The 22,267-nt window shown below is 66.5% G+C and carries 18 protein-coding genes; 11 read left to right on the plus strand and 7 right to left on the minus strand.

The features are described from left to right. The first annotated feature begins 41 nt into the window (after positions 1–41). On the plus strand, positions 42–2,624 hold the full coding sequence (locus QFZ41_RS07520) for a penicillin-binding protein 1A (protein ID WP_429198184.1): 2,583 nt from the start codon (positions 42–44) through the stop codon (positions 2,622–2,624). A 61-nt stretch (positions 2,625–2,685) separates the two neighbouring features. After that, positions 2,686–3,342 (plus strand): hypothetical protein, encoded by a 657-nt coding sequence (locus tag QFZ41_RS07525; RefSeq protein ID WP_429198185.1) that lies wholly within the window; start codon positions 2,686–2,688, stop codon positions 3,340–3,342. 91 nt (positions 3,343–3,433) lie between these two features. Here QFZ41_RS07525 and QFZ41_RS07530 read toward each other — a convergent pair whose 3' ends face one another. The 4 genes from QFZ41_RS07530 to glnE form a co-directional block, all read right to left on the minus strand. After that, on the minus strand, positions 3,434–4,729 hold the full coding sequence (locus QFZ41_RS07530) for a citrate synthase (protein ID WP_306851016.1): 1,296 nt from the start codon (positions 4,727–4,729) through the stop codon (positions 3,434–3,436). 258 nt (positions 4,730–4,987) lie between these two features. Beyond that, positions 4,988–5,233 carry a type B 50S ribosomal protein L31 gene (locus QFZ41_RS07535; RefSeq protein ID WP_072323753.1) on the minus strand — a complete coding sequence of 82 codons (246 nt, stop codon included), beginning with the start codon at positions 5,231–5,233 and terminating at the stop codon, positions 4,988–4,990. 253 nt (positions 5,234–5,486) lie between these two features. Beyond that, positions 5,487–6,419, minus strand: coding sequence for a nucleoside hydrolase (locus QFZ41_RS07540; RefSeq protein WP_429198186.1), 933 nt, complete (start codon positions 6,417–6,419; stop codon positions 5,487–5,489). A 48-nt stretch (positions 6,420–6,467) separates the two neighbouring features. Further along, complete coding sequence (glnE, locus tag QFZ41_RS07545) at positions 6,468–9,356, minus strand: bifunctional [glutamate--ammonia ligase]-adenylyl-L-tyrosine phosphorylase/[glutamate--ammonia-ligase] adenylyltransferase (protein ID WP_429198187.1); 2,889 nt, start codon at positions 9,354–9,356, stop codon at positions 6,468–6,470. Positions 9,357–9,534: 178 nt separating this feature from the next. Between glnE and QFZ41_RS07550 the strand changes: the two genes are divergently transcribed. Beyond that, entirely contained in the window at positions 9,535–11,427 is a 1,893-nt protein-coding gene (locus tag QFZ41_RS07550) for an LTA synthase family protein (RefSeq protein ID WP_429198188.1), read from the plus strand. Positions 11,428–11,691: 264 nt separating this feature from the next. Beyond that, positions 11,692–12,663: a hypothetical protein gene (locus QFZ41_RS07555; protein ID WP_429198189.1), complete on the plus strand. Its 972-nt coding sequence runs from the start codon at positions 11,692–11,694 to the stop codon at positions 12,661–12,663. A 192-nt stretch (positions 12,664–12,855) separates the two neighbouring features. On the opposite strand, the gene groL is transcribed toward QFZ41_RS07555, so the two are convergent. Together groL and QFZ41_RS07565 are read right to left on the minus strand one after the other, a co-directional pair. Further along, the gene (gene groL / locus QFZ41_RS07560) at positions 12,856–14,499 is read right to left on the minus strand and encodes a chaperonin GroEL (RefSeq protein ID WP_429198190.1); all 1,644 of its coding nucleotides are present in this window, start codon (positions 14,497–14,499) and stop codon (positions 12,856–12,858) included. A 61-nt stretch (positions 14,500–14,560) separates the two neighbouring features. Then, positions 14,561–14,854, minus strand: a complete 294-nt coding sequence (locus QFZ41_RS07565; protein WP_036110126.1) for a co-chaperone GroES — start codon at positions 14,852–14,854, stop codon at positions 14,561–14,563. Between the two features lie 185 nt (positions 14,855–15,039). On the opposite strand from QFZ41_RS07565, the gene cutA reads away from it, so the two are divergent. The 7 genes from cutA to accC all read left to right on the plus strand — a co-directional run bounded on the left by cutA (position 15,040) and on the right by accC (position 21,267). After that, complete coding sequence (gene cutA / locus QFZ41_RS07570) at positions 15,040–15,363, plus strand: divalent-cation tolerance protein CutA (RefSeq protein ID WP_429198191.1); 324 nt, start codon at positions 15,040–15,042, stop codon at positions 15,361–15,363. Positions 15,364–15,433: 70 nt separating this feature from the next. After that, positions 15,434–17,656, plus strand: coding sequence for a protein-disulfide reductase DsbD family protein (locus QFZ41_RS07575; protein ID WP_429198192.1), 2,223 nt, complete (start codon positions 15,434–15,436; stop codon positions 17,654–17,656). After that, entirely contained in the window at positions 17,653–18,186 is a 534-nt protein-coding gene (locus tag QFZ41_RS07580; RefSeq protein WP_429198193.1) for a TlpA family protein disulfide reductase, read from the plus strand. The genes QFZ41_RS07575 and QFZ41_RS07580 overlap by 4 nt, the downstream gene beginning before the upstream one ends. Before the next feature lie 16 nt (positions 18,187–18,202). After that, on the plus strand, positions 18,203–18,757 hold the full coding sequence (locus tag QFZ41_RS07585) for a DUF1415 domain-containing protein (RefSeq protein ID WP_429198194.1): 555 nt from the start codon (positions 18,203–18,205) through the stop codon (positions 18,755–18,757). 174 nt (positions 18,758–18,931) lie between these two features. Then, a complete protein-coding gene (gene aroQ / locus QFZ41_RS07590) occupies positions 18,932–19,381 on the plus strand; it encodes a type II 3-dehydroquinate dehydratase (RefSeq protein ID WP_429198195.1) in 450 nt (149 codons plus the stop codon). A gap of 57 nt (positions 19,382–19,438) precedes the next feature. Continuing rightward, a complete protein-coding gene (gene accB, locus QFZ41_RS07595; protein WP_429198196.1) occupies positions 19,439–19,894 on the plus strand; it encodes an acetyl-CoA carboxylase biotin carboxyl carrier protein in 456 nt (151 codons plus the stop codon). 11 nt (positions 19,895–19,905) lie between these two features. Further along, positions 19,906–21,267: an acetyl-CoA carboxylase biotin carboxylase subunit gene (accC, locus tag QFZ41_RS07600; protein WP_429198197.1), complete on the plus strand. Its 1,362-nt coding sequence runs from the start codon at positions 19,906–19,908 to the stop codon at positions 21,265–21,267. Between the two features lie 36 nt (positions 21,268–21,303). On the opposite strand, the gene prmA is transcribed toward accC, so the two are convergent. Further along, positions 21,304–22,203 (minus strand): 50S ribosomal protein L11 methyltransferase, encoded by a 900-nt coding sequence (prmA, locus tag QFZ41_RS07605; protein WP_429198198.1) that lies wholly within the window; start codon positions 22,201–22,203, stop codon positions 21,304–21,306. Positions 22,204–22,267: the final 64 nt, after the last annotated feature.

Raw genomic sequence — 22,267 nt, forward strand, 5'->3', positions numbered from 1 at the left:
ATACTTCGCCACGACCATACGGCGGTGACCCCTCCCCATCCATGCGAATCCTCAAGCGTCTGCTGCGCTATGCGCTGTACCTCGCCCTGGCCGGCATCCTGTTCGTGGTTGGCGCCGTGGGCGTCGCCTACTGGCTCCTGGCACCGCGCCTGCCTTCCGTGGCGGTCCTGCGCGATTACCACATGCAGGTTCCCCTGCGCGTGCTGAGCTCCGACGGCCGCCTGATCGCCTCCTTCGGCGAGACCCGGCGCATTCCCGTGCGCATCGCCGACGTGCCGGCGCGTCTCAAGAATGCCGTTTTATCGGCCGAGGACGCCGACTTCTATAGTCATCCGGGCGTCGACTGGCACGGAATCGCCCGCGCGGGCATCCACGTGATCCTTTCCGGCGGCGACAAGGGACCGGGTGGATCCACCATCACCCAGCAGGTGGCGCGCAACTTCTTCCTCAGCCCGGAGAAGCTCTACTCCCGCAAGCTGACCGAGATGTTCATCGCCCTGCGCATGGAAAACGAGCTGACGAAGGACCAGATCCTCGAGCTCTACATCAACAAGATGTTCCTGGGCCACCGCTCCTACGGCCTCGCCGCAGCCGCGTCGTATTACTACGGCAAGACGCTGGACCAGCTCACGGTGGCCGAGAGCGCCGCGCTGGCCTCCACCTTCCAGTTACCCTCCGTGGTCAATCCGCTGAACAACCCCAAGCGCCTGCTCGCCCGCCGCGACTGGGTGCTCGGGCAGATGCTGAGCAACCGTTTCATCACGAAGGCGGAGTACGACGAGGCGATCAAGGAGCCCAACGACGCCTTCCCGCACGAGCAGCAGATCGAGGTGGACGCGCCGTACCTCGCCGAGATGGTCCGCCAGCAGGTGCTGGAGAAATTCGGCAACGATGCGCTGACCGAGGGTTACGTGGTGCATACCACGGTGCCCAGCGACAGCCAGGCCGCCGCCAACGAGGCCTTACGCGGCAGGCTCTCGGCCTATGACCGCCGGCACGGCTACCGCGGCCCCGAGGGCCACGAGGAACTGCCGGCCCAGGCGGGCCCCGAAGATTACGACCGCGTTCTCGCCGGCTACACGAGCGTCGCGGGCATGATGCCCGGCATCGTCACGGAGACCGGCGCAAAGGAGGCCAAGGTGTATCTCTCGCCCAAGGAGACGGTCACGCTCAGCCTGGAGTCGATGGCATGGGCTCGTCCGTACGTCAATGAAGGGCGCGCGGGAGCCGCACCCACCCGCGTGGACGCCGTACTGAAGCGCGGCGACGTGGTCCGCCTGTTCCGTGCCGCGAAGGACGACGTGAACGAGGATGTCGCCAGCGGCGCCCCGGAGGAGGGCAAGGAGGCACCGGCAGCCAGGGTGGAACCAGCCCGGCTCGAATGGCGTCTCACACAGATCCCCGCGGTGCAGGCCGCGTTGGTCTCGCTCGATCCCGAAGACGGCGCCGTACGCGCACTGGTAGGCGGTTTCAGCTTCGTTCGCTCGAAGTTCAACCGCGCCGTGATGGCGGCCCGTCAGCCTGGCTCCAGCTTTAAGCCCTACTTGTATTCGGCGGCTTTCGAGCGTGGCTTCACGCCGGCGTCCATCGTCAACGACGCGCCCGTGGCCTTCCCGGATCCGTCGCGGCCGGACGGCATGTGGACCCCGGCCAACGACGACAACAAGTTCGATGGCCCGATGCGCCTGCGCGAAGCGCTGGTCAAGTCGAAGAACCTGGTCTCCGTGCGCCTGCTCGACGCCATCGGCCTGCGCTTCGCCCGCGAATACATGACCCGGTTCGGCTTCACGCCGGATGCCTTGCCACAGAACCTCTCGCTCGCACTCGGCACGGCATCCGTGTCGCCGATGAGCATGGCCCGCGGCTATGCCGTGTTCGCCAACGGCGGCTACCTCGTCACGCCATACTTCATCTCCCGGATCGACGATCGCGACGGCAATCCCGTCTACGTGGCCAATCCCGAGCGGGCCTGTGCGGAATGCCAGGAACGCCTGTTGAACCCGACGCTTCCGGGACCGCCGACCCAAGCGTCCACGGCGTTGATTCCGGCCCGCCCGGCAACGTCGAGCACCGCCGCCGGCAGCGGAACCGGCGATGCCGTGCTCCCCGCCGACGCGCACGCCAGCACGTCGGAGCCACCGAAGCTGGCGCCGCACGTGATCGACGTGCGCAACGATTACCTGGTCACGTCGTTGATGCAGGACGTGGTGAAGCGCGGCACCGGCGCCGCGGCCAAGGCCCTGGGTCGCGACGACATCGCGGGCAAGACAGGCTCCACCAACGACCATCGCGATGCCTGGTTCGTCGGCTTCAACGGCGACGTGTCGACGGCGGTCTGGGTCGGTTTCGACGACTTCAGTTCGTTGGGACGTGGCGAGTTCGGTGCGAAGGCCGCCCTGCCCATCTGGATGGACTACATGGGCGCTTTCCTCAAGGACAAGCCGTCCCATATGTTGGCGATGCCGCCGGGTATCGCGACGGTGCAGATCGACCCGGGCTCGGGCCTGCCCTCGCCCGGCGGGATGAACGAGATCATGAAGGTCGAGGACGTCGACCGTCTCCGCGAACAGGCGACACAAAAACAGCAGGAGGAACAGCAGGAACACGCCTACGACATCTTCTGACGCGCGCGCCGAGCCAGCGGTCGCGCGCCTGGCACACGTTCACACCACACGGGGGTGAGTCATGGCACGAGGCGAACACCACAGGATCCATGCCCAGGACCGGACGCAGCGTAACCGCGTCCTCGTCGCCCAGGAGGCGGCGCGCCTGATGAGCGAGCATGGCATTCGCGATTTCCACCACGCGAAAGTGAAGGCCGCCGAACGGCTCGGCATCGTCGATACGCAGGCCCTGCCCCGCAACAACGAGATCGAGGACGCACTGCGCGAGCACCAGCGCATCTTCCACGCCGATACCCAGCCGCAGGCGCTTCGCGCCCGGCGCGAAGCCGCGGTGGAAGCGATGCGGTTCCTGCGTGGCTTCGATGCGCGCCTGGTCGGCGCGGTTCTCGAGGGTACGGCCGATGAGCATTCCGCCGTCTGCCTGCACGTCTTCAGCGACGACCCGGAAGCGCCCGGGCTGTTCCTTCGCGAGCAAGGCATTCCGCTGGAGACGCAGACACGCCGGTTGCGCTGGTCGGGCACGGCGCAGAGCGAGCATCCGGTACTGCTGTTCGGTGCCGACGGCATTCCCTTCGACCTGACCGTGTTGCCCATGGACGCCTTGCGCCAGGCTCCCCTGGATCGCGTGGACGAACGGCCCATGCGCCGCGCCACGGCAGCCATGGTGCAGGAGCTGCTGGCGGAAGAGGACATCGCCGCTTTCCAGGCGTCGTCCTGACGGCCAACCCAAGGGTGAGAGCGCCCTGTGGGAGCGCTTCTCCACTCCCGGCGCCGGCACAAAAAAAACCCCGCTTTCGCGGGGTTTTTTCTCAGCGCTTGTCGTTCGGTACGTAGTCGCGAACGTCGGCGCCGGTGTAGATCTGGCGCGGGCGGCCGATGCGCGATCCCGGCGTCTCGTGCTGCTCGATCCAGTGCGAGATCCAGCCGGACGTGCGCGCGATGGCGAACATCACGGTGAACATCTCGGTCGGAATGCCGAGCGCCTTGTAGATGATGCCCGAGTAGAAGTCGACGTTCGGGTACAGCTTGCGCTCGACGAAGTAGTCGTCCTTGAGCGCGGCTTCTTCCAGCTTCATCGCGACATCGAGCAACGGGTCGTTGACGCCGAGTTCGTTGAGTACCTTGTGGCACATCTCGCGGATGATCTTCGCGCGCGGATCGAAGTTCTTGTACACGCGGTGGCCGAAGCCCATCAGGCGGAAGGAGTCGTTCTTGTCCTTCGCGCGCTTGACGGCGGTCTCGACCTTGTCAGCGGAACCGATTTCCTCGAGCTGCTTGAGCACGGCTTCGTTGGCGCCACCGTGCGCCGGGCCCCAGAGCGCGGTGATGCCGGCGGCGATCGACGCGTACGGATTGGCACCGGTCGAGCCGACCAGGCGAACCGTCGAGGTGGAGGCATTCTGCTCGTGGTCGGCGTGCAGGATGAAGAGCAGGTCGAGCGCCTTGGCGACGACGGGATTCAGCTCCAGCGGCTCGCTCGGCACTTCGAACATCATGTGCAGGAAGCGCGTGACGTACTCGAGGTTGTTGCGCGGATAACGCGTGGGCCAGCCGATCGAGTGGCGATAGATGGCGGCGGAAATCGTCGGCATCTTCGCGATCAGGCGGATGGCGGCGAGCTTGCGGTCTTCCGGGTTATCGACGTCGAGCTTGTCGTGGTAGAACGCCGAAAGCGAAGCGATCGAGCCGGCCAGCATGGCCATCGGGTGCGCGTCGTGGTTGAAGCCGCGCAGGAAGAACTTGAGGTTCTCATGCATCATCGAGTGATGCGTGATGTCGTGCTCGAACTTCGCGAACTCTGTCTTGCTGGGCAGTTCGCCGTTGAGCAGCAGGTACGAGGTCTCCAGGAAAGTGGACTTCTCGGCAAGCTGCTCGATCGGGTAGCCGCGATAAAGCAGCACGCCCTTGTCGCCGTCGATGTAGGTGATGGCGCTCTTGGTGCTGGCGGTGCTGCCGTAGCCCGGATCGTAGGTGAAGTAGCCGGTGTCCTTGTACAGCGTGCCGATGTCGACGCACTCGGCGCCGAGCGTGCCGCCGATGACCGGCAGTTCGCTTACGGGCTTGTTGGATTCATCGACCAATTTGACGGTTTTGGCGTCGGACACGGCGAGCTCCTCTTCGTTCTCGGCGATTTTGGGGAAACGGCACCCTGGGGAAGGCGTCGTACCGGCCACTACGTGCAGCCGAAGTTCCCCATTATCGCACAGAGGCTGTTCGAACGTCCGTTCGATCCCGGCGATCCACGGACGCAAAAAGACACGGGGCAAGCCATGGGCTCGCCCCGTGTCCGTCGATCCTCGCGAAACGCCACCCCGCAGGCGGCGCGCGGATTTCGTCGCGGTTTTTGTGCCGCTTTCCGGGTATTACTTCTTGCCGTAACGCTGGCGGAACTTGTCGACGCGGCCGCCGACGTCGAGCGTCTTCTGCTTGCCCGTGTAGAACGGGTGCGAATGGCTGCTGATATCCAGCTTGATCACCGGGTATTCGTTACCGTCTTCCCACTTGACGGTCTCCTTGCTGGACATCGTCGAACGCGTCAGGAACGCGAAATCGGACGACAGGTCCTGGAAGACCACCGGCTGGTACTTCGGATGGATGTTCTCTTTCATGGCTTGAACCTGAGAAATAGCGGGGTGAAAAGAGCGGCATTGTAACCAGCGCGGCGGGTGGCGGCAAGCCTGGCCATGTTGACGCCCCGGGGGTCCGGCTCAAGGTGGGAGCCGGCCCCTGTCGGCGATGGATGCCTGCTTCGAGGTGGCCCGCTGCCGCGGGATCGCCGACAAGGTCGGCTCCCACCAGTCTCCCGCCAGCCCCCTCCCGCTATTTGGCTCCCCACCAGCCCCCCACCAGGCCCTACAGGGCTTAGCGAGCGCCCAAGGCCCCGGCGATCAAGTCACGGAAACGATCCTGGTCCACTTCGAGCACGATCCGGGCGTTGGCCGTGCCACCGAGACGCCGGTGCCAGTCCACGACCGTGGCGCCACGGGTCAGGCGGCCGTCCAGTTCGATCGCCACATGACGGGTCTCCGCTCGGACCACCATGGCCGGATCGAGGGCCACCGCCATCGCCAACGCATCGGCCGCGATGAAGCCCGTGCGCTCGTGCTCGGCGTTGAAGCGGCGCGCGGTGCCGAAGATCTTCTCAAAAAAAACCGCCCGGCCATCGCCCTTGGCTATCCATCCCTCGTAGACCTCGTCGGCAAAGGCGTGGCGGACGGTCGCCTCCCAATCCACGAGGTCGAACATCTCGAAGGCCTCGAACACGACATGGGCCGCCTCGGGGTCGAAACCGATATTGAACTCCGCCGGGATCTTGCCGGTGTTTCCATGGCCGGTGACGGCGCCTCCCATCACGACGAGGCGCTTCACCCGCGACGGGAACGCCGGATCGAGGCGAACGGCCAGCGCCAGGTTGGTGAGCGGGCCCAGCGCCACCAGGGTCAACTCGCCAGGGCGCTCCCGGGTCAGGCGAATCAGGGCGAGCGCGGCGTGCTCGGCCTGCGCGGCGAGGGCGGGTTCGGCGAAGCCGACATCACCGAAACCGTCGGCACCGTGGACGAACGCCGCATCCTCGTCGGGCGCACGAACCAGGGGCGAGGGGCAGCCCGGATGCACGGGCGTCGCAGCACCGATCAGTTCCACCAGCGTGCGCGCGTTACGCACCGTATGCTCGAGCCCGACATTGCCCGCGGCAACGGTCAGCGCGGCGACGTCGGCGTGCTCGTGGGCCATGAGGATGGCCAGGGCATCGTCCACGCCGGGGTCGGTGTCGATCAGCAACGGGGTTCGGGTCATCGGGATCGTGTCGTTGAGCGGCCGGACAGCATACCGCCGCGCACGGCTTCAGGCACCCTGTGCCGCCAACTCACCGTGTCCGGAGAAGTCGAAGCCGAGCTCCGTCGCGACCTGCCCAACCCCTTCGCACAGCGCGTCGAGCGCGGGCGTGCGCGTGGCGATGCGCGGCCGCAGGTCGAGCGTGCACGCGAGCCCCATCTGCAACAGGTCCGCGTGTGCCAGGTGCAAGGTGTCGGCCTGGGCCTGGGTGAACAATCCCGCCTCACGCAGCACGTCGATCAAGGTACTGCTGGCGTGCGTGTCGAGCACCGACGGATGCGCCGCCGCGTGCCCGAGCACCATTCCCTGGAGGATGAACTCGATGTCGATGAGGGCACCCGCGCCCTGTTTCAGGTCGACATGCGTGGCATCGGAACGGTCGCGTTCGCCGCGCCAGCGCGCGCGCATGGCACCCACCTCCGCACGAACGCGCGCGGCATCGCGGGGGGCGCCGAGGATTTCGCGCCGGATGCCCGCCAGCGCGGCCCCAAGCCGCGTGTCGCCAGCCACCGGCCGCGCACGCAGCAACGCCTGGTGCTCCCAGGTCCATGCGCGGTCCCTCTGGTAGGCCTCGAACGCGTCGACACTCGCGACCAGCAGTCCCTTCGATCCGTCCGGCCGCAAACGCGTGTCCACGTCGTAGAGCCTGCCGGCATGGGTCTGCACGCTCAACCAGTGCATCACGCGTTGCGCGAGGCGCTGGTACCAACGCGTGCCGTCGACAGGACGCGGGCCGTCGCTCATCGCGTTGGCCCGCTTGCCGTCGTAGACGAAGACCAGGTCCAGGTCGGAGGCGAAGCCAAGCTCCTCGCCGCCCAGGCTGCCATAGCCGAGGACGACGAAGCCGCTGCCCTCGCCCGGCAGGCGGCCATGCTGGGCGGTGAGTTCGCGCGTGGCCAGGGCGAGGATCGCCGCGACCACCGCCTCGGCCAGTCCGGCGAGGCGCCGCGCCGTGGCCGTGGCGTCCGCGCGGCCGTCGTTGAAGGCCAGTCCGAGGCGAAAGGCGATGCTCGACCGGAATTCGTTGATGCGTTCCAGTTCCTGCTCGGCGTCGCGTTCGTCCAGCGCACCGAGGGTCCGCGCGATCTCCGCCGAAATATCCGCGCGCTTGAGCGGCAACTGGTCGATGCGCGGATCGAGCACGTCGTCCAGCAACAGCGGTTGCGCGATCACGCGCTCGGCGAGGAAGGCGCTGTCCGCGAACACGCTCGCGACACGGCGCCGCGCGTTCGGTTGCTCGTCCAGCAGGGCGAGGTAGGACGAGCGCCGCGCCACGGCCTGGACCAGGCGCAGCATGCGCAGGAGGCTGGCCACCGGCGCCACGCTGCCACGCGCCGCGCCGATCAGTTGGGGCATCAGACGCTCGATGCGTTCGGAAGACCGCGCCGACATCGATCGCACCGCGGCCGTGCGCGGAAGCTTGACCAGCTCGGCGGCGGCTTCCTCGCCGGGGCGAAAGCCCGATGCCTCCATCGTCGCGGCATCCAGTGTCTCGTCCCGCGCCGCCTGCCAAAGCGCGACATCGGCGACCGGTGCCGTCGCGGTTCCACCCGCCTCGGGTACGAGCACGGCGGCGAACTCGGACGACACGGCGTCGCGATGACGGGCGAGGTCGAGCGCGAGATCTTCCCAGGAGGGGTAGCCGAGCCCGAGCGCCAGCCGTTCGCGCGACAAGACGTCGTCCGGGATGTCGTGGGTCTGCGCATCGCGCAGCATCTGCACGCGATTCTCCAACCTGCGCAGGAACACGTAGGCGGAGCGCAACAGCTTCGCCCGTGCCGACGGGATATAACCTCGCGCCTCGCAGGCCCGCAATGCCGGCAGCAGGCCTCGCACGCGCAGCGCGGGGTCGCGGCCGCCGCGGATCATCTGGGTGAGCTGCACCACGAACTCGATTTCACGAATGCCTCCGGGCCCGAGCTTCAGGTTCCCGGCGAGATCCTTGCGCGCCACCTCCGCATCGATCAGCGCCTTCATCTCGCGTAATCCCGCGAAAGCGGTGTAGTCCAGGTAGCGGCGATAGACGAAGGGCCGCAACATGTCCTGAAGCTCGCGCCCGGCCACGCGATCGCCGGCCACGGGGCGCGCCTTGATCCATGCGTAGCGCTCCCAGTCACGGCCCTCGCGCTGGTAGTACTGCTCCATGGCCGCGAAGGGCAACGAAAGCCTTCCCGCATTGCCGAATGGACGCAATCGCAGGTCCACGCGCGCGCAGATGCCATCGACCGTGGGCTCGGCCAGCAGGCGCACGAGCTGGCGCGTTTCGCGAATGAAGTACTCGCCATTGTCCAGCGGACGCGGGCCATCGGTTTCTCCACCCGACGCGTACGCCAGCACGAGGTCGATATCCGACGAGAAATTCAGCTCGTTGCCGCCGAGCTTGCCGAAGCCGAGCACCACCGTGCGCTGCGCCACGCCATGCGCGTCGCGCGGCTGGCCGTAGCGCGCATGCATGGCGTTTTCCGACCAGCGCAGCGCGACCTCGAGCAGGGTTTCATACAGGGCGCTCGTCGAGGACAGCGTTTCGTCCAGGTCGTCCAGGCCATTCACGTCTCGGAAGACCAGGCGCACCGCCTCCGCATGCCGGAAGCGCCGCAGTACCGCCATGCAGCGGTCCTCATCCACGGGCAACTCCAGCGAGGCACCGCGCGTTCCGGCATCCGCGTTAGCGCGGAGCCGTTCCAGCCCTGCGGGCGCGAGCAGCTCGGGCTGGCGTCGCAAGATGTCGAAGGCGAAATCGGACGCCAGCAAGGTTCGCCGGATCCGTTCGGCCACGCCGGCATCGTCGTACAGCGGGATGCGCGCGGCACGGCAGGCCGCCATCACGTCGGCATAACGGGTGTCGATCAGTGCGCGTAGTTCAGGGCTTTCGCGCGGAGCCGTCGTCGATGCATTCATGAGGCGGTCATTGTGCCTCAGCCACGGCATGGCGCGCTTTCCGGCACCGGATTGCGATTCGTCTCATGCCTCGTCGACGAGCCGCAAGAACGCACGCGTCCGCGCCTGACAACCGGTTCATGTCCGCTGCGTTACAGTCCCATCCCCCTCGCTTACAGGGGCGTGACAAGAGGACGTTATGACTTTCGATTCAAAGCGTTGGCGTGACGTGATGGGCCGGGTGGCATTACCGCTCTGCCTTGCCGTGGCGTTCGTCCTCTACACGGGCTTTCTCGACGGCAACCCAGGCGTTTCCAGCGCCGAATGGTCCAGCCGGCCGTGGCATCTGTTCGCGAACGCGTTCCCGGGGTTGCTCCTCGCCTCCCTGCTGCTGGTGCTGACGCGTCGCGCATGGTTGTCGTTCGGCATCGCATTCATGGCCCAGGGGGCGGTCCTGGTGGTCAGTGCCATCAAGATGAAGAACCTGGGCGCGCCGCTGCTGCCGGCCGACTTCAGGATGGTCGGCCAGTTGAAGAATGGCGGCCTGCACCTGCTCGGCGGATACCTGCCGGCCAATCCCTTGCCGTACCTGGCCATCCTCGGGACGGTCGCGCTCATCGTTCTGATAGCGCGCTACGAGCCGCCCCTTTTCGCCAGGCGCACGAAAGGACGCCGCCTCGTCGCCGGTGTGGCGCTCGTCGCACTCATGGGAACCCTGTTCGCGGGCGTTCCTGCATGGTCCACGATCTACAACAAGGACCGCCTCGGGCTGCAACCCTGGTCCGCCGCGGCGAACGCCGGCTACAACGGGGTGGTGACGACCATCGTGCAATTCCGCCTCCAGGACGCAGGCAAGAAGACCAAGGCCGATCCTGTCGAAGCCGGGCGCTTCCTCGCGGACACCGGTCCGGCGTTGCGCGAGCACATGGCGACGGCGGCGGCCAACGGGCGGCAAACGCCCGACATCGTCGTCGTGCAGAGCGAGTCGTTCTTCGACCCGAGCGCGATTCGCGGGCTGGAAAACGAGGACTTCGCGCCGAACCTGCATCGTCTCGCCGAGCATGCGAGCACGGGACGCCTGCATGTGCCGACATTCGGCGGCGGCACGATCCGCACCGAATTCGAAGTGCTTACCGGGCTGTCGCTACGCTACTTCCCGACGATGCAGTTCCCTTACCTGCAGATGCATTCGGGCGTCGTCCCGGGCATGGTGCGCACGCTGCGTTCGCACGGCTATGAAACCATCGCCGTCCACGGTAACGACGCGTCGTTCTGGAACCGGAGCACGGCGTTCAAGTCGTTGGGCTTCGACCGCTTCGTGTCGCAACCGGATTTCCCCAGGGACTTCCGCAAGGACGGTGAGTACATGGCCGACAGCGCGATGACCGACGAGATCATGAGCCAGCTGAAGGACTCCGGCCCGCCGCGCTTCGTCTTCGCGATCAGCATGGAAGCGCATGGGCCCTACGACAAGAGCGTGAACATCGACACGCACGAGCGCGACGCCATTCCCGTCCCGGATGGCATCAGTGACGAGGCGAAGCTGCAACTGCGCAACTACATCTATCACATGCGCCACGCCGACGCCGAACTCGGCCGTCTCGCCGAACTCCTCAAGCAACGCGAGCGACCGACGTTGCTCCTGTTCTACGGCGATCACCTGCCCGCGCTCACCGAAACGTACGACAAACTCGGCTTCACCGATGGCGCCGGCATGTTCAACCAGACGGTGCCGTACATCCTCATCGATACGCATGGCGATGGCCCCGCGCCGGAAAAAGCCGACCTCGCCGCCTGGATGCTGCCTGGCAAGCTGCTCGAGCAAGCTGGCGTGCACGACGATCCCTATTTCGCCCTCACCCAGGTCGTCGCTCCACGCCTCGCCGCGCTCACGCATGCACCGGACGCACCCACGCCGGCAGAGGATGCCCTGCAGAAATACACGGATCTATCGATGAGCAATGTCGCGATGCTTCGCCTGAAGCAGAAGCTGGAGCCGCTGGTTGCGCAGTACGCCTTGCCCGATGCGGCCGCATTCGCTCGTCAGCCAGGCATGGCTGAAGAAAACGCCGCGGCGGGCGCCCATCAGTAGCACGCCGTGATTCGTCGATGACCTATACCGCCCGCTCCCTGATCGCAACTTCTTGCGGTTCCTCGCCGGCATGGCGCTTGAACATGCGATGCGATGCGCATCGACGGCAAGCTGCGACGGAGTGGTACACACATCACACTTGAAGCGATCCGCTCGCCCCTAGCCTGACCGTCCGCGCATCATGCGCGGCGGAACAGGGGGCGGCACCGGCGATGACGCCGGCGTCACATGGACGACATCCTTTCCAATGCAGGAGTCGTTTACATGAAGAGGTTCGCTTTGATCGGCGCGATGTTGTTCATCGCCATGGCGGCATCCGCCGCGCAAGATCCACAAGCCGTTCGCGGCCAGGAACTCACGCGCGTCGGCGCCATGCCCGCCTCCGCGAAACCCGCGGGTGTCCCCGACGATTACGTGGTCACCCCCAATGGCTACTTCTCTCCCGATTGCGTCGCCACCGTGCACGAAGGTGATCGCCTGCAAAAGAACGGCCTGATCCAGCGCGCGTCCGGCGCACTGGAGAAACCGGCGACCTGCGGCAAGGCGAACTACACCTTGCGTGGCGACCGCGTCGAAGCCGACGGCCGCCGCACCTTGCGCGCCACCCCGCCACCCGAGCAGAGCGGCTGGGTACAGGCCGCGAACTACGCCAGCAATACACCCATCGGCCGTATCGTCGCGACATGGACCGTGCCCTCCGCACCCGCGACGAAGGACGACCAGGTCATCTACTTCTTCCCCGGTCTCGAGCAACTGCCGAACGTGCAATCGATCCTTCAGCCCGTGCTCGGTTGGAACGGATACAACGACAAGGCGTGGACCCTGGCGAGCTGGAACTGCTGTGTCGACGGCACCACGTTCCACAGCGATCCGGTCCCGGCGAAGGCGGGCGATGTCGTCGTCGGCGATACCTATTCCACCTGCGCGGCGGGACAGGACTGCCCCACGTGGAAGATCGATTCGCGCAACACCACCACGGGCCGAACGAGTTCGCTCACCACCGACCCCTATGACGATCTCACCTGGGTCTTCGGCGGCGTGCTCGAGGTGTACAACGTCTCCACCTGCGGCGAATACCCCGGTGGCCCGATCACCTTCCACAACATCCAGGTGTACGACCGCAACAACGTCCGCGTCGCGTCTCCGCCCTGGGGCGGCAGCGATACCTCGGGCATCAACCCGCAATGCAACTACGGCCTCAGCACGACGGCCACCTCGGCGACCATTTCCTACTGAGGCGGAGGGTGGGTGGGAAGCGGGCTTGCCCGCGAGTGCTCACCCTCGCCGCTGGGGTGAAGGATCGCGGGCAAGCCCGCTTCCCACCCGAATGCGGCAAGTGACAGGGCGAATGCGCGGGCGAAGCCGGGCCCGAAAAAGAAAAGCCCCGCTTTCGCGGGGCTTTTCGTGACGAACCAGGGAGGCGCGGACTTAGAAGTCCATGCCGCCCATGCCACCCATGCCGCCGGGGGCACCGTGGCCGTGGCCGTCGTCCTTCTTCGGCAGCTCGGTCACGGCCGCTTCGGTCGTGATGATCGAGCCGGCCACCGAGGCGGCGAACTGCAGCGCCGAACGGGTGACCTTGGTCGGGTCCAGGATGCCGAACGCGATCATGTCGCCGAACTCGCCGGTGGCGGCGTTGTAGCCGAAGTTACCCTGGCCATCCTTCACCTGGTTGACGATGACCGAAGCCTCTTCGCCAGCGTTGGTGACGATAGCGCGCAGCGGGGCTTCCAGCGTGCGACGGGTGATCGCGATGCCGAGGTCCTGGTCCGGGTTCTTGCCCTTCAGGCCTTCCAGGGCCTTCAGCGCACGGATCAGGGCGACGCCGCCGCCCGGGACCACGCCTTCTTCGACGGCCGCACGCGTGGCGTGCAGGGCGTCTTCGACGCGGGCCTTCTTTTCCTTCATCTCGACTTCCGTCGCGGCGCCGACCTTGATCACGGCGACACCGCCGGCAAGCTTGGCGACGCGCTCCTGCAGCTTCTCGCGATCGTAGTCCGACGAGGTCTCTTCGATCTGCGTCTTGATCTGCTTGATGCGCGACTGGATGCCCTCGGCTTCGCCGGCACCGTCGATGATCGTGGTGTTTTCCTTGGTGATCACGACGCGCTTCGCGTGGCCGAGGTCGTTGATCGTGGCCTTGTCGAGAGCCAGGCCGACTTCCTCGGAGATGACCGTGCCGCCGGTAAGGACGGCGATGTCTTCCAGGATGGCCTTGCGGCGATCGCCGAAGCCCGGCGCCTTGACGGCGGCGACCTTGACGATGCCACGGATGGTGTTGACGACGAGGGTGGCCAGGGCTTCGCCCTCGACTTCCTCGGCGACGATCAGCAGCGGCTTGCCAGCCTTCGCGACAGCCTCGAGCACCGGCAGCAGCTCACGGACGTTCGAGATCTTCTTGTCGTGGATGAGGATGAACGGGTCGTCCAGTTCAACCTGCTGCGACTGCTGGTTGTTGATGAAGTACGGCGAGAGGTAGCCGCGGTCGAACTGCATGCCCTCGACGACGTCGAGCTCGTTCTCGAGGCCCGAGCCTTCCTCGACCGTGATCACGCCTTCCTTGCCGACCTTGCCCATCGCGGTGGCGATGATGTCGCCGATGTTCGAGTCGGAGTTGGCCGAGATCGTGCCGACCTGGGCGATCGCCTTGTCGTCGGCGGTCGGGTTCGAGAGCTTCTTCAGCTCGGCGACGGCAGCCGTGACGGCCTGGTCGATACCGCGCTTGAGGTCCATCGGGTTGATGCCGGCGGCCACGGCCTTCAGGCCTTCCTGGATGAATGCCTGGGCGAGGACGGTCGCGGTCGTGGTGCCGTCGCCGGCCACGTCGGAGGTCTTCGAGGCGGCTTCCTTGACGATCTGGGCGCCGATGTTCTCGTACTTGTCGGCGAGTTCGATTTCCTTCGCGACCGAGACGCCGTCCTTGGTGACGGTCGGGGCGCCGAAGCTCTTCTCGAGCACGACGTTGCGGCCCTTCGGACCGAGGGTGACCTTGACGGCGTTGGCGAGCGTGTTGACGCCCTTCAGCATGCGTGCGCGGACGTCTTCGCCGAAGCGGACTTCTTTAGATGCCATGAGTGAAAATCCTTGAGATCAGTTGTTTGGGATAGCCGGGAGGAACGGGGCGAGCGGGGGCTCAGCCTTCCAGGACCGCCACGATGTCGTCTTCCTTCAGGAAGACCAGTTCTTCGCCATCGACCTTGATTTCCTGGCCGGCGTACTTGCCGAACAGGACGACGTCGCCTTCCTTCACGCCCATCGGGCGGAGCTGGCCGCTGGCCAGGAGGAGGCCGGTACCGGCGGCGATGACCTTGCCGCGGGTGGGCTTCTCGGTGGCGCTGTCCGGGATGACGATGCCACCGGCGGAAACACGCTCTTCTTCGAGACGCTTGACGATGACGCGATCGTGCAGCGGGCGCAGTTTGCTCATGACTTCTCCAACCATGTGATTGACGGATAACGAAATTGGTCCACCCTGTTAGCACTTGCCAAGGGTGAGTGCCAGAATTTTAGCCAAAGCTCTCCACGAATCGGAAGAGCCCCAGGGTGATCGACAGATGGCGCCTGCGCGAAACCGTTCAAGGCCCCCGGTACAAAAAAGACCACAATCGACCCATGTCCGAACCCATCGCCATCCTCGTCGCCTGTCCCGCCGGCGAACCCGCCGCCACCCTCGCCCACGGCCTGGTGCAGGCCGGCCTCGCCGCCTGCGTGAACCACCTGCCGGGAATGCGGTCCACCTACCGCTGGAAAGGCGAGGTGGTCACCGACGCCGAAGACCTCCTGCTGGTGAAGACCACCCGCGAGGCCTTCGCGGCGGTCGAGGCTTTCGTCGTCGAGCACCATCCCTACGAGGTGCCGGAGGTCGTGGCCCTGCCGCTGGTGGAAGGCCATGCGCCTTACCTCGCCTGGCTGGAAGCCAGCGTCGATGCAAGCTAATAAGGGTTTGCCCGGTCATAATGACCGACGCCCCACGCGGTTCGTCACCGCACCGATCCCCGGAGTCGCCATGACGTCGTTCGCCCGCCTCGCGCGGAACCTGATCGCCGGCCTCGCCTTGTTCGCCGCCCTGCCGGCGCTCGCCCAAAGCGACGACGACCTGCTGCCGGTCACCCAGGCTTTCCACCTCACTTCCGATGCCAGCCAGCCCGGCATGGTGAAGCTGCACTGGCGGATCGCGCCGGACTATTACCTCTACCGGGGCCGGATCAAGATCAAGGCGGCGGAGCCCGCGGCGGTCACGCTGGGCGAGCCGACGCTTCCCGATGGCCTGAAGAAGCACGACGAATTCCTCGGCGACGTGGAGATCTACCACGGTGATGTGGAAGCCAGCGTGCCGTACACCCTCGTCGACGCCGCCACCAGGACGCTGGCCCTCGACGTCCAGTACCAGGGCTGCCACGAGGTGGACCCGAAAATCTGTTATCCGCCGAACACCGAGCACCTGAAGCTCGCGATAGGCGGCGCGTCGACCATTCCCGCCGCCGCGTCCCCGGTCGCCAACGGGGCCGCGCTGCTCGGAGGCCCCACGACGACCGCGTCGGCTGGCGAGGCGCAGGCGCTTCCCGTCGACCAGGCGTTCCGCTTCGAGGCACTGGTCAAGGACCACGGCAGCCTGCTGCTGCGCTGGACCATGCCCAAGGACTACTACCTCTATCGGGACAAGACGCAGATCACGGTGGCGTCGCCCGCCGGCGTGACCGTGGGCGAGCCGGACTGGCCCAGCGGCACCGCCCATCACGACGAACACTTCGGCGACACGATCGTCTACTTCGACCAGGTGGAGCTGCCGGTGCCGCTGAATGGCGCCTCGGGCGCCACGGCGGTGGCGATCGACGTGGCTTACCAGGGCTGCCTCGAAAACGGCATCTGCTACCCGGTGATGACGCGGCACATCAAGGTCGACCTGGGCGCGGGCACGGCATCCGTCGGGGCGCCGTCCGAGGAGCAGCCTGCCGCCGCGCCGGCGGATGTCGCACCGACCCCGCCGCCGCCCGGCCTGGCGCCAGGCGGTGACGCACCTGTCGGCTTCATCGCGGCCATCGGGCTCGCCTTGCTCGGCGGCCTGGTACTGAACCTCATGCCGTGCGTGTTGCCGGTGTTGTCGCTGAAAGCCATCACCGTCCTCGAAAGCGGGGAAAGCCCGGGCGCCGCACGCAAGCACGCGCTCTGGTACACGGCGGGCGTTCTGGCCGCCTTCGCCGTCCTGGGCCTGGTCATCGTCGGCATCCGCGCGGCGGGACATGGCATCCAGTGGGGCGCTCAATTCCAGCAGCCGCTGGCGATCGGCCTGCTCGTCTACGTGATGCTGGCCGTGGGCCTGTCGATGTCCGGCGTGTTCGAGATCGGCGGCTCGCTCGGCAACGTCGGCAGTGGACTCGCCGCGCGGTCCGGCCCTTCCGGCGACTTCTTCACCGGCGTGCTCGCCGTGGTCGTGGCCAGCCCCTGCACCGCGCCTTTCATGGGTTCCGCGATCGCGTTCGCCTTCGCCGCGCCGCTGGGCGTAGCCTTCCTGATCTTCCTGGCGCTCGGCCTCGGCCTCGCCCTGCCCTTCCTGCTGATCGGATTCGTCCCGGCGATCGCGCGGCTGTTGCCACGCCCGGGCCGGTGGATGGAGACCCTCAAGCAGTTGCTGGCGTTTCCGATGTACCTCACGGCGGTCTGGCTGCTATGGGTACTGACCAAGCAACGTGGCGCCGACGCGACCGCCCTCGTGCTCGCCGGCGGCGTGCTGTTGGCCATGGCCCTGTGGTGGTACGGCCGCAGCCGTGGCGCACGCTTGTCCTGGGTGTTCACCGGCGTGCTGATGGTCGGTGCCGCCGCTGCGCTATGGGCCGTGCACGGCCTGCCGGCCCAGGGCGCGGCCCTGCGCGTGGCCGCCGACGGGTCGGTCCCGTATTCGCCGGAGAAGCTGGCCGAGCTGCGTGGCGCGGGAACGCCCGTGCTGGTCGACATGACCGCCGACTGGTGCATCACCTGCAAGGCAAACGAAAAGGCGGTGCTCGATACCGACGCCTTCAAGGCACTGCTGACCCGCACCGGCACCGTCTACATGAAGGGTGACTGGACGGACGTCAACGCCACCATCGCGGCTTTCCTGGAGCAGTACCATTCGGTGGGCGTGCCGCTCTACGTGGTCTACCCGAAGGGCGGTGGCGACGGCCGCAAGCTTTCCACCGTGCTCACCTACGACAGCGTCGAAAAGGCGCTCGAGGCCGCCGCGCATCCATGAGCCGCGGCCCGACCTTCTGGATCGTGGTGCTAGCGATCGCCGCCACGTCCACGGGCCTGTACCTGGAGCATCGCCGCCTGAATCCACCACCACCGCAAGGCGTCACGGTGTCGGATATCGGCGAGCTTCCACCACCGGCTACCTTCCTCACCGTCGACGGCAAGCCGCGCCAGCTTTCGGACTGGCGCGGCAAGCGCCTGCTCATCAACTTCTGGGCGACCTGGTGCGCGCCCTGCCGCCGTGAAATGCCGTTGCTGAGCGAAAACGCCGGGCGATATAAGGCACGCAACGTCGCGATCCTCGGCGTAGCCGAAGACACGGCGGGTTCGGTGCGTGCCTATCTGGCCGCGCAGCCGGTGGACTATCCGGTGGTGCTGGCCGACAGCGACGCGCCTGGTGGCTCGCTGTCCTTCGGCAATACCCGCCGCGTCCTTCCCTACAGCGTCCTCATCGGCGAGGACGGGCGTATCCTGCGGCGCAAGCTCGGTACCTTCAGCCAGGCGGAACTCGACGCCTGGCTCGCGCCCTGAACCACGGAAACCTCGCATGGACCCCAAGCTCCCACCCGACCAGGCGATCGAGGACACGCGCCGCTGGCTCGAGCGCGCCGTCATCGGCCTCAACCTGTGCCCGTTCGCCAAGGCGGTGCACAAGAAGGGCCAGGTCCGTTACGTCGTCAGCGACGCCACGCAACCTTTGCAACTGCACGCCGACCTGGTCCGTGAGCTGGAACTTCTTCGCGACACCGATCCGGAGGTGGTGGACACCACCTTGTTGATCCATCCTCACGTGCTCGACGATTTCCTCGACTACAACGAGTTCCTCGAAGTGGCGGACGAGACAGTGGCCGACCTCGACCTGGAAGGGGATATCCAGGTAGCGAGTTTCCACCCCGCCTTCCAGTTCGAAGGCACCGCGCCCGATGACATCACTAACTACACCAACCGCTCGCCGTATCCGACCCTGCACCTGCTGCGCGAGGCGAGCATCGACCGCGCGGTGGCGGCCTTCCCGGAGGCCTCGAAGATCTTCGAGGCGAACATGGAGACGCTGGACCGGTTGGGAATCGAGGGCTGGCGGGCGTTGTTTGCTCGCCGATGAGGGGCGGAATCGCTGACAGGGTCAGCTCCCACAGTTGGCAGAAACATACGCGAGCGTCTGGAAAGTCGCGATCTCCAGCGAACTGCGCCGAACTTCACCGAACTGGACAAGGGTGGGCGACAGGCGCACACTTCGCGGCGTTCCGGAGCCCCGGACCCACGGCACAGGTGAACAGTGGCCAGGATCCTCGTCCTGCACGGACCCAACCTCAATCTCCTCGGCGTGCGCGAGCCTTCGGTCTACGGGCATGAAACGCTCGCCGACATCAACACATCGCTGCAAGCCCGGGCACAAGCCGCCGGGCACGACCTGGGCTGGTTCCAGTCCAACGCGGAACACGAACTGATCGGACGGATCCACCAGGCCCGCGACGAAGGCACGGCCTGGATCCTCGTCAATCCGGCGGCCTTCACGCACACATCGGTCGCCCTGCGCGACGCGCTGGCCGGCGTGGCCATTCCGTTCATCGAGATCCACCTGTCCAATCCGCACGCACGCGAGCCGTTCCGGCACCACTCGTACGTATCGGACATCGCCGCCGGCGTGATCTGCGGCTTCGGCGGCGACAGCTACCGGCTGGCGCTCGAGGCCGCGCTGCTCCGGCTGGCCCTGCCCGCCGCCTGATTCCCATTCGCGGCGCGCCCCCGGGGCGCCCGCATCCACCACCAGAAGGTTTGTCCCATGGACCTGCGCAAGATAAAGAAGCTCATCGACCTGCTCGAGGAATCGAACCTCGCCGAGCTGGAAATCAAGGAAGGCGAGGAAGTGGTGCGTCTTTCGCGAGTGCCCAAGGGCACCGCCGCCGCGCCGCAGATGATGGCCGCGCCCGCGCCCGTCGCCCCGGTCGCTGCCGCGCCTGCCGCCGCTCCCGCCGCGCCGCCCGCGGAGCCCGGCCTGCCGCCGGGCCACGTGGTCAAGGCGCCGATGGTCGGCACGTTCTACGCCGCCTCCACGCCGGGCGCTCCGGCGTTCGCCAGCATCGGCCAGCAGGTCAAGGCCGGCGAAACGCTGGGCATCATCGAAGCGATGAAGATGTTCAACCAGATCGAGGCCGACGTATCCGGTACCGTCGTCGCCATCCTGGTCGAGAACGGCCAGCCGGTGGAATTCGACGAACCGATGTTCGTCATCGCCTGAGGCCCCGACGCATGCTCGAGAAGGTCGTTATAGCCAATCGCGGCGAGATCGCGCTGCGGGTGCTGCGCGCGTGCCACGCGCTCGGCATCAAGACGGTCGCGGTGCACTCCACCGTCGATCGCAACCTCAAGCACGTCGGCCTGGCCGACGAATCGGTATGCATCGGCCCGGGTCCCTCGGCCGACAGCTACCTCAACATTCCGCGGATCATCGCCGCCGCCGAGATCACCGACGCGGGCGCGATCCATCCGGGGTACGGCTTCCTCTCGGAGAACGCGAACTTCGCCGAGCAGGTTGAGCAATCCGGCTTCGTCTTCATCGGCCCCACGGCCGACGTCATCCGCCTGATGGGTGACAAGGTGGAGGCGATCCGCGCCATGAAGGCCGCGGGCGTGCCCTGCGTGCCCGGTTCCGGCGGCCCGCTCGGCGACGACACGGACGAGAACATCCGCATCGCGCGCGAGATCGGCTATCCGGTGATCATCAAGGCGGCCGGGGGCGGCGGCGGTCGCGGCATGCGCGTCGTGCGTACCGAGGCCCATCTAGCGAACTCCATCGTCATGACCAAGCAGGAAGCCAAGGCGGCTTTCAGCAACGATCAGGTCTACATGGAGAAGTTCCTGGAAAACCCACGCCACGTGGAAATCCAGGTGCTCGCCGACGGCCAGGGCAACGCCATCCACCTCGGTGAACGCGACTGCTCGATGCAACGCCGCCACCAGAAGGTGGTGGAAGAAGCACCTGCGCCGGGCATCACGCCGGAACTGCGCGAGCAGATCGGCAAGGTCTGCGTGGACGCCTGCATCCGCATCGGCTATCGCGGCGCGGGCACGTTCGAGTTCCTGTTCGAGAACGGCCGCTTCTACTTCATCGAGATGAACACCCGCATCCAGGTGGAACATCCGGTGACCGAGCTGGTGACCGGCATCGACCTCGTCCGCGAGCAGTTGCTGATCGCCGGTGGCGAGAAGCTGTCGATCCGCCAGGAGGACATCGTCCTCAACGGTCACGCGATCGAATGCCGCATCAATGCCGAGGATCCCGACACCTTCATGCCGAGCCCCGGCACGGTGAAGCGTTTCGAGGCGCCGGGTGGCCCGGGCGTACGCGTCGACACGCATCTGTACGACGGCTACCGCATCCCGCCGAACTACGATTCGATGATCGGCAAGATCATCGTCCACGGCCCGGACCGCGCCACGGCCATCGCGCGCATGCGCATGGCCCTGACCGAGACGGTGATCGAGGGCGTGAAATGCAACATCCCGCTACAGCAGCGGATCATGGCCGACGTCGGCTTCCAGCAGGGTGGGCAAAACATCCACTACCTGGAAAAGCGAATGGCCGAGCAGAAAGAAACGCCATCCACGTAACGAAGAAAATCCCGCCGCAAGGCGGGATTTTTTTGGTCAAGCCTTGCGGCGGCCGCTGATGCGTACCCAATCCTCGAGCGTGCGCACTTCCAGTTCATCGAACCATTCCGCGTAACGCGCGAGCAATTCCTCGTGCTGCCCGGAGAGGATGCCCGAGAGCGCGAACGGTGCGCCGGGCTTCACGGCCGCGGCGAAGGTCGGGGCGAGCTCGCCAAGGGGGCCGGCGAGGATATTCGCCACGAGCACGTCGGCTTGCCCGGCGGGCGCCTGGCCAGGTAGATACACGTCCAGATCGTCGTGGACACCGTTGCGCTCGGCGTTGTCACGCGACGCGAGCAAGGCTTGCGGATCGTTGTCGATGCCGACGGCGCGCGCCGCGCCGAGCTTCAACGCAGCGATGGCAAGGATGCCCGAGCCGCAGCCGTAATCGAGGACGAACTTGCCCGCCATCTGCTGGCCATCGAGCCATTCCAGGCACATCGCCGTGGTGGGATGCGTTCCCGTTCCGAAGGCGAGGCCCGGGTCGAGCCGGACCACGACGATTCCGCCCTCGGCCGGCGGTTCGATGTTCCATGGATAGACCCACAACCGGCGGCCGAACGGCATGGGCTTGAACTGGTCCATCCACGCACGCTCCCAGTCCTGGTCCTCCACCTCGCGCCAGGTGATGTGGGCGGGCTCGATGAAGGGCAGGTCGTCGGCGATGGCGGCGGTCAGGCCACGCTTGTCGGCATCGGCGTCGAACAACGCGTTCAGCACGATCTGGTTCCAGAGCGGAATCTCGCCCACCCCGGGTTCGAAGATGGCCTCTTCGTCGGGCGTTTCCGCGTCGGCGTCCTGCAGCGTGATGGACAGCGCGCCCAGGTCTTCGAGCGTCGCTTCGACACGCGGTTGCTCGGCGGCACGGATCGTGAGGGATAGTTCGAGCCAGGGCATCGTGGGGCCAGTGCGGTGGACGGATCCCCGATTCTACCGGGCGAGCACGGGCTCGGCGTGGCCG

Origin of the sequence: Luteibacter sp. W1I16 (assembly GCF_050434905.1) — a bacterium.
In the GTDB taxonomy this organism is placed as follows: Bacteria; Pseudomonadota; Gammaproteobacteria; order Xanthomonadales; family Rhodanobacteraceae; genus Luteibacter.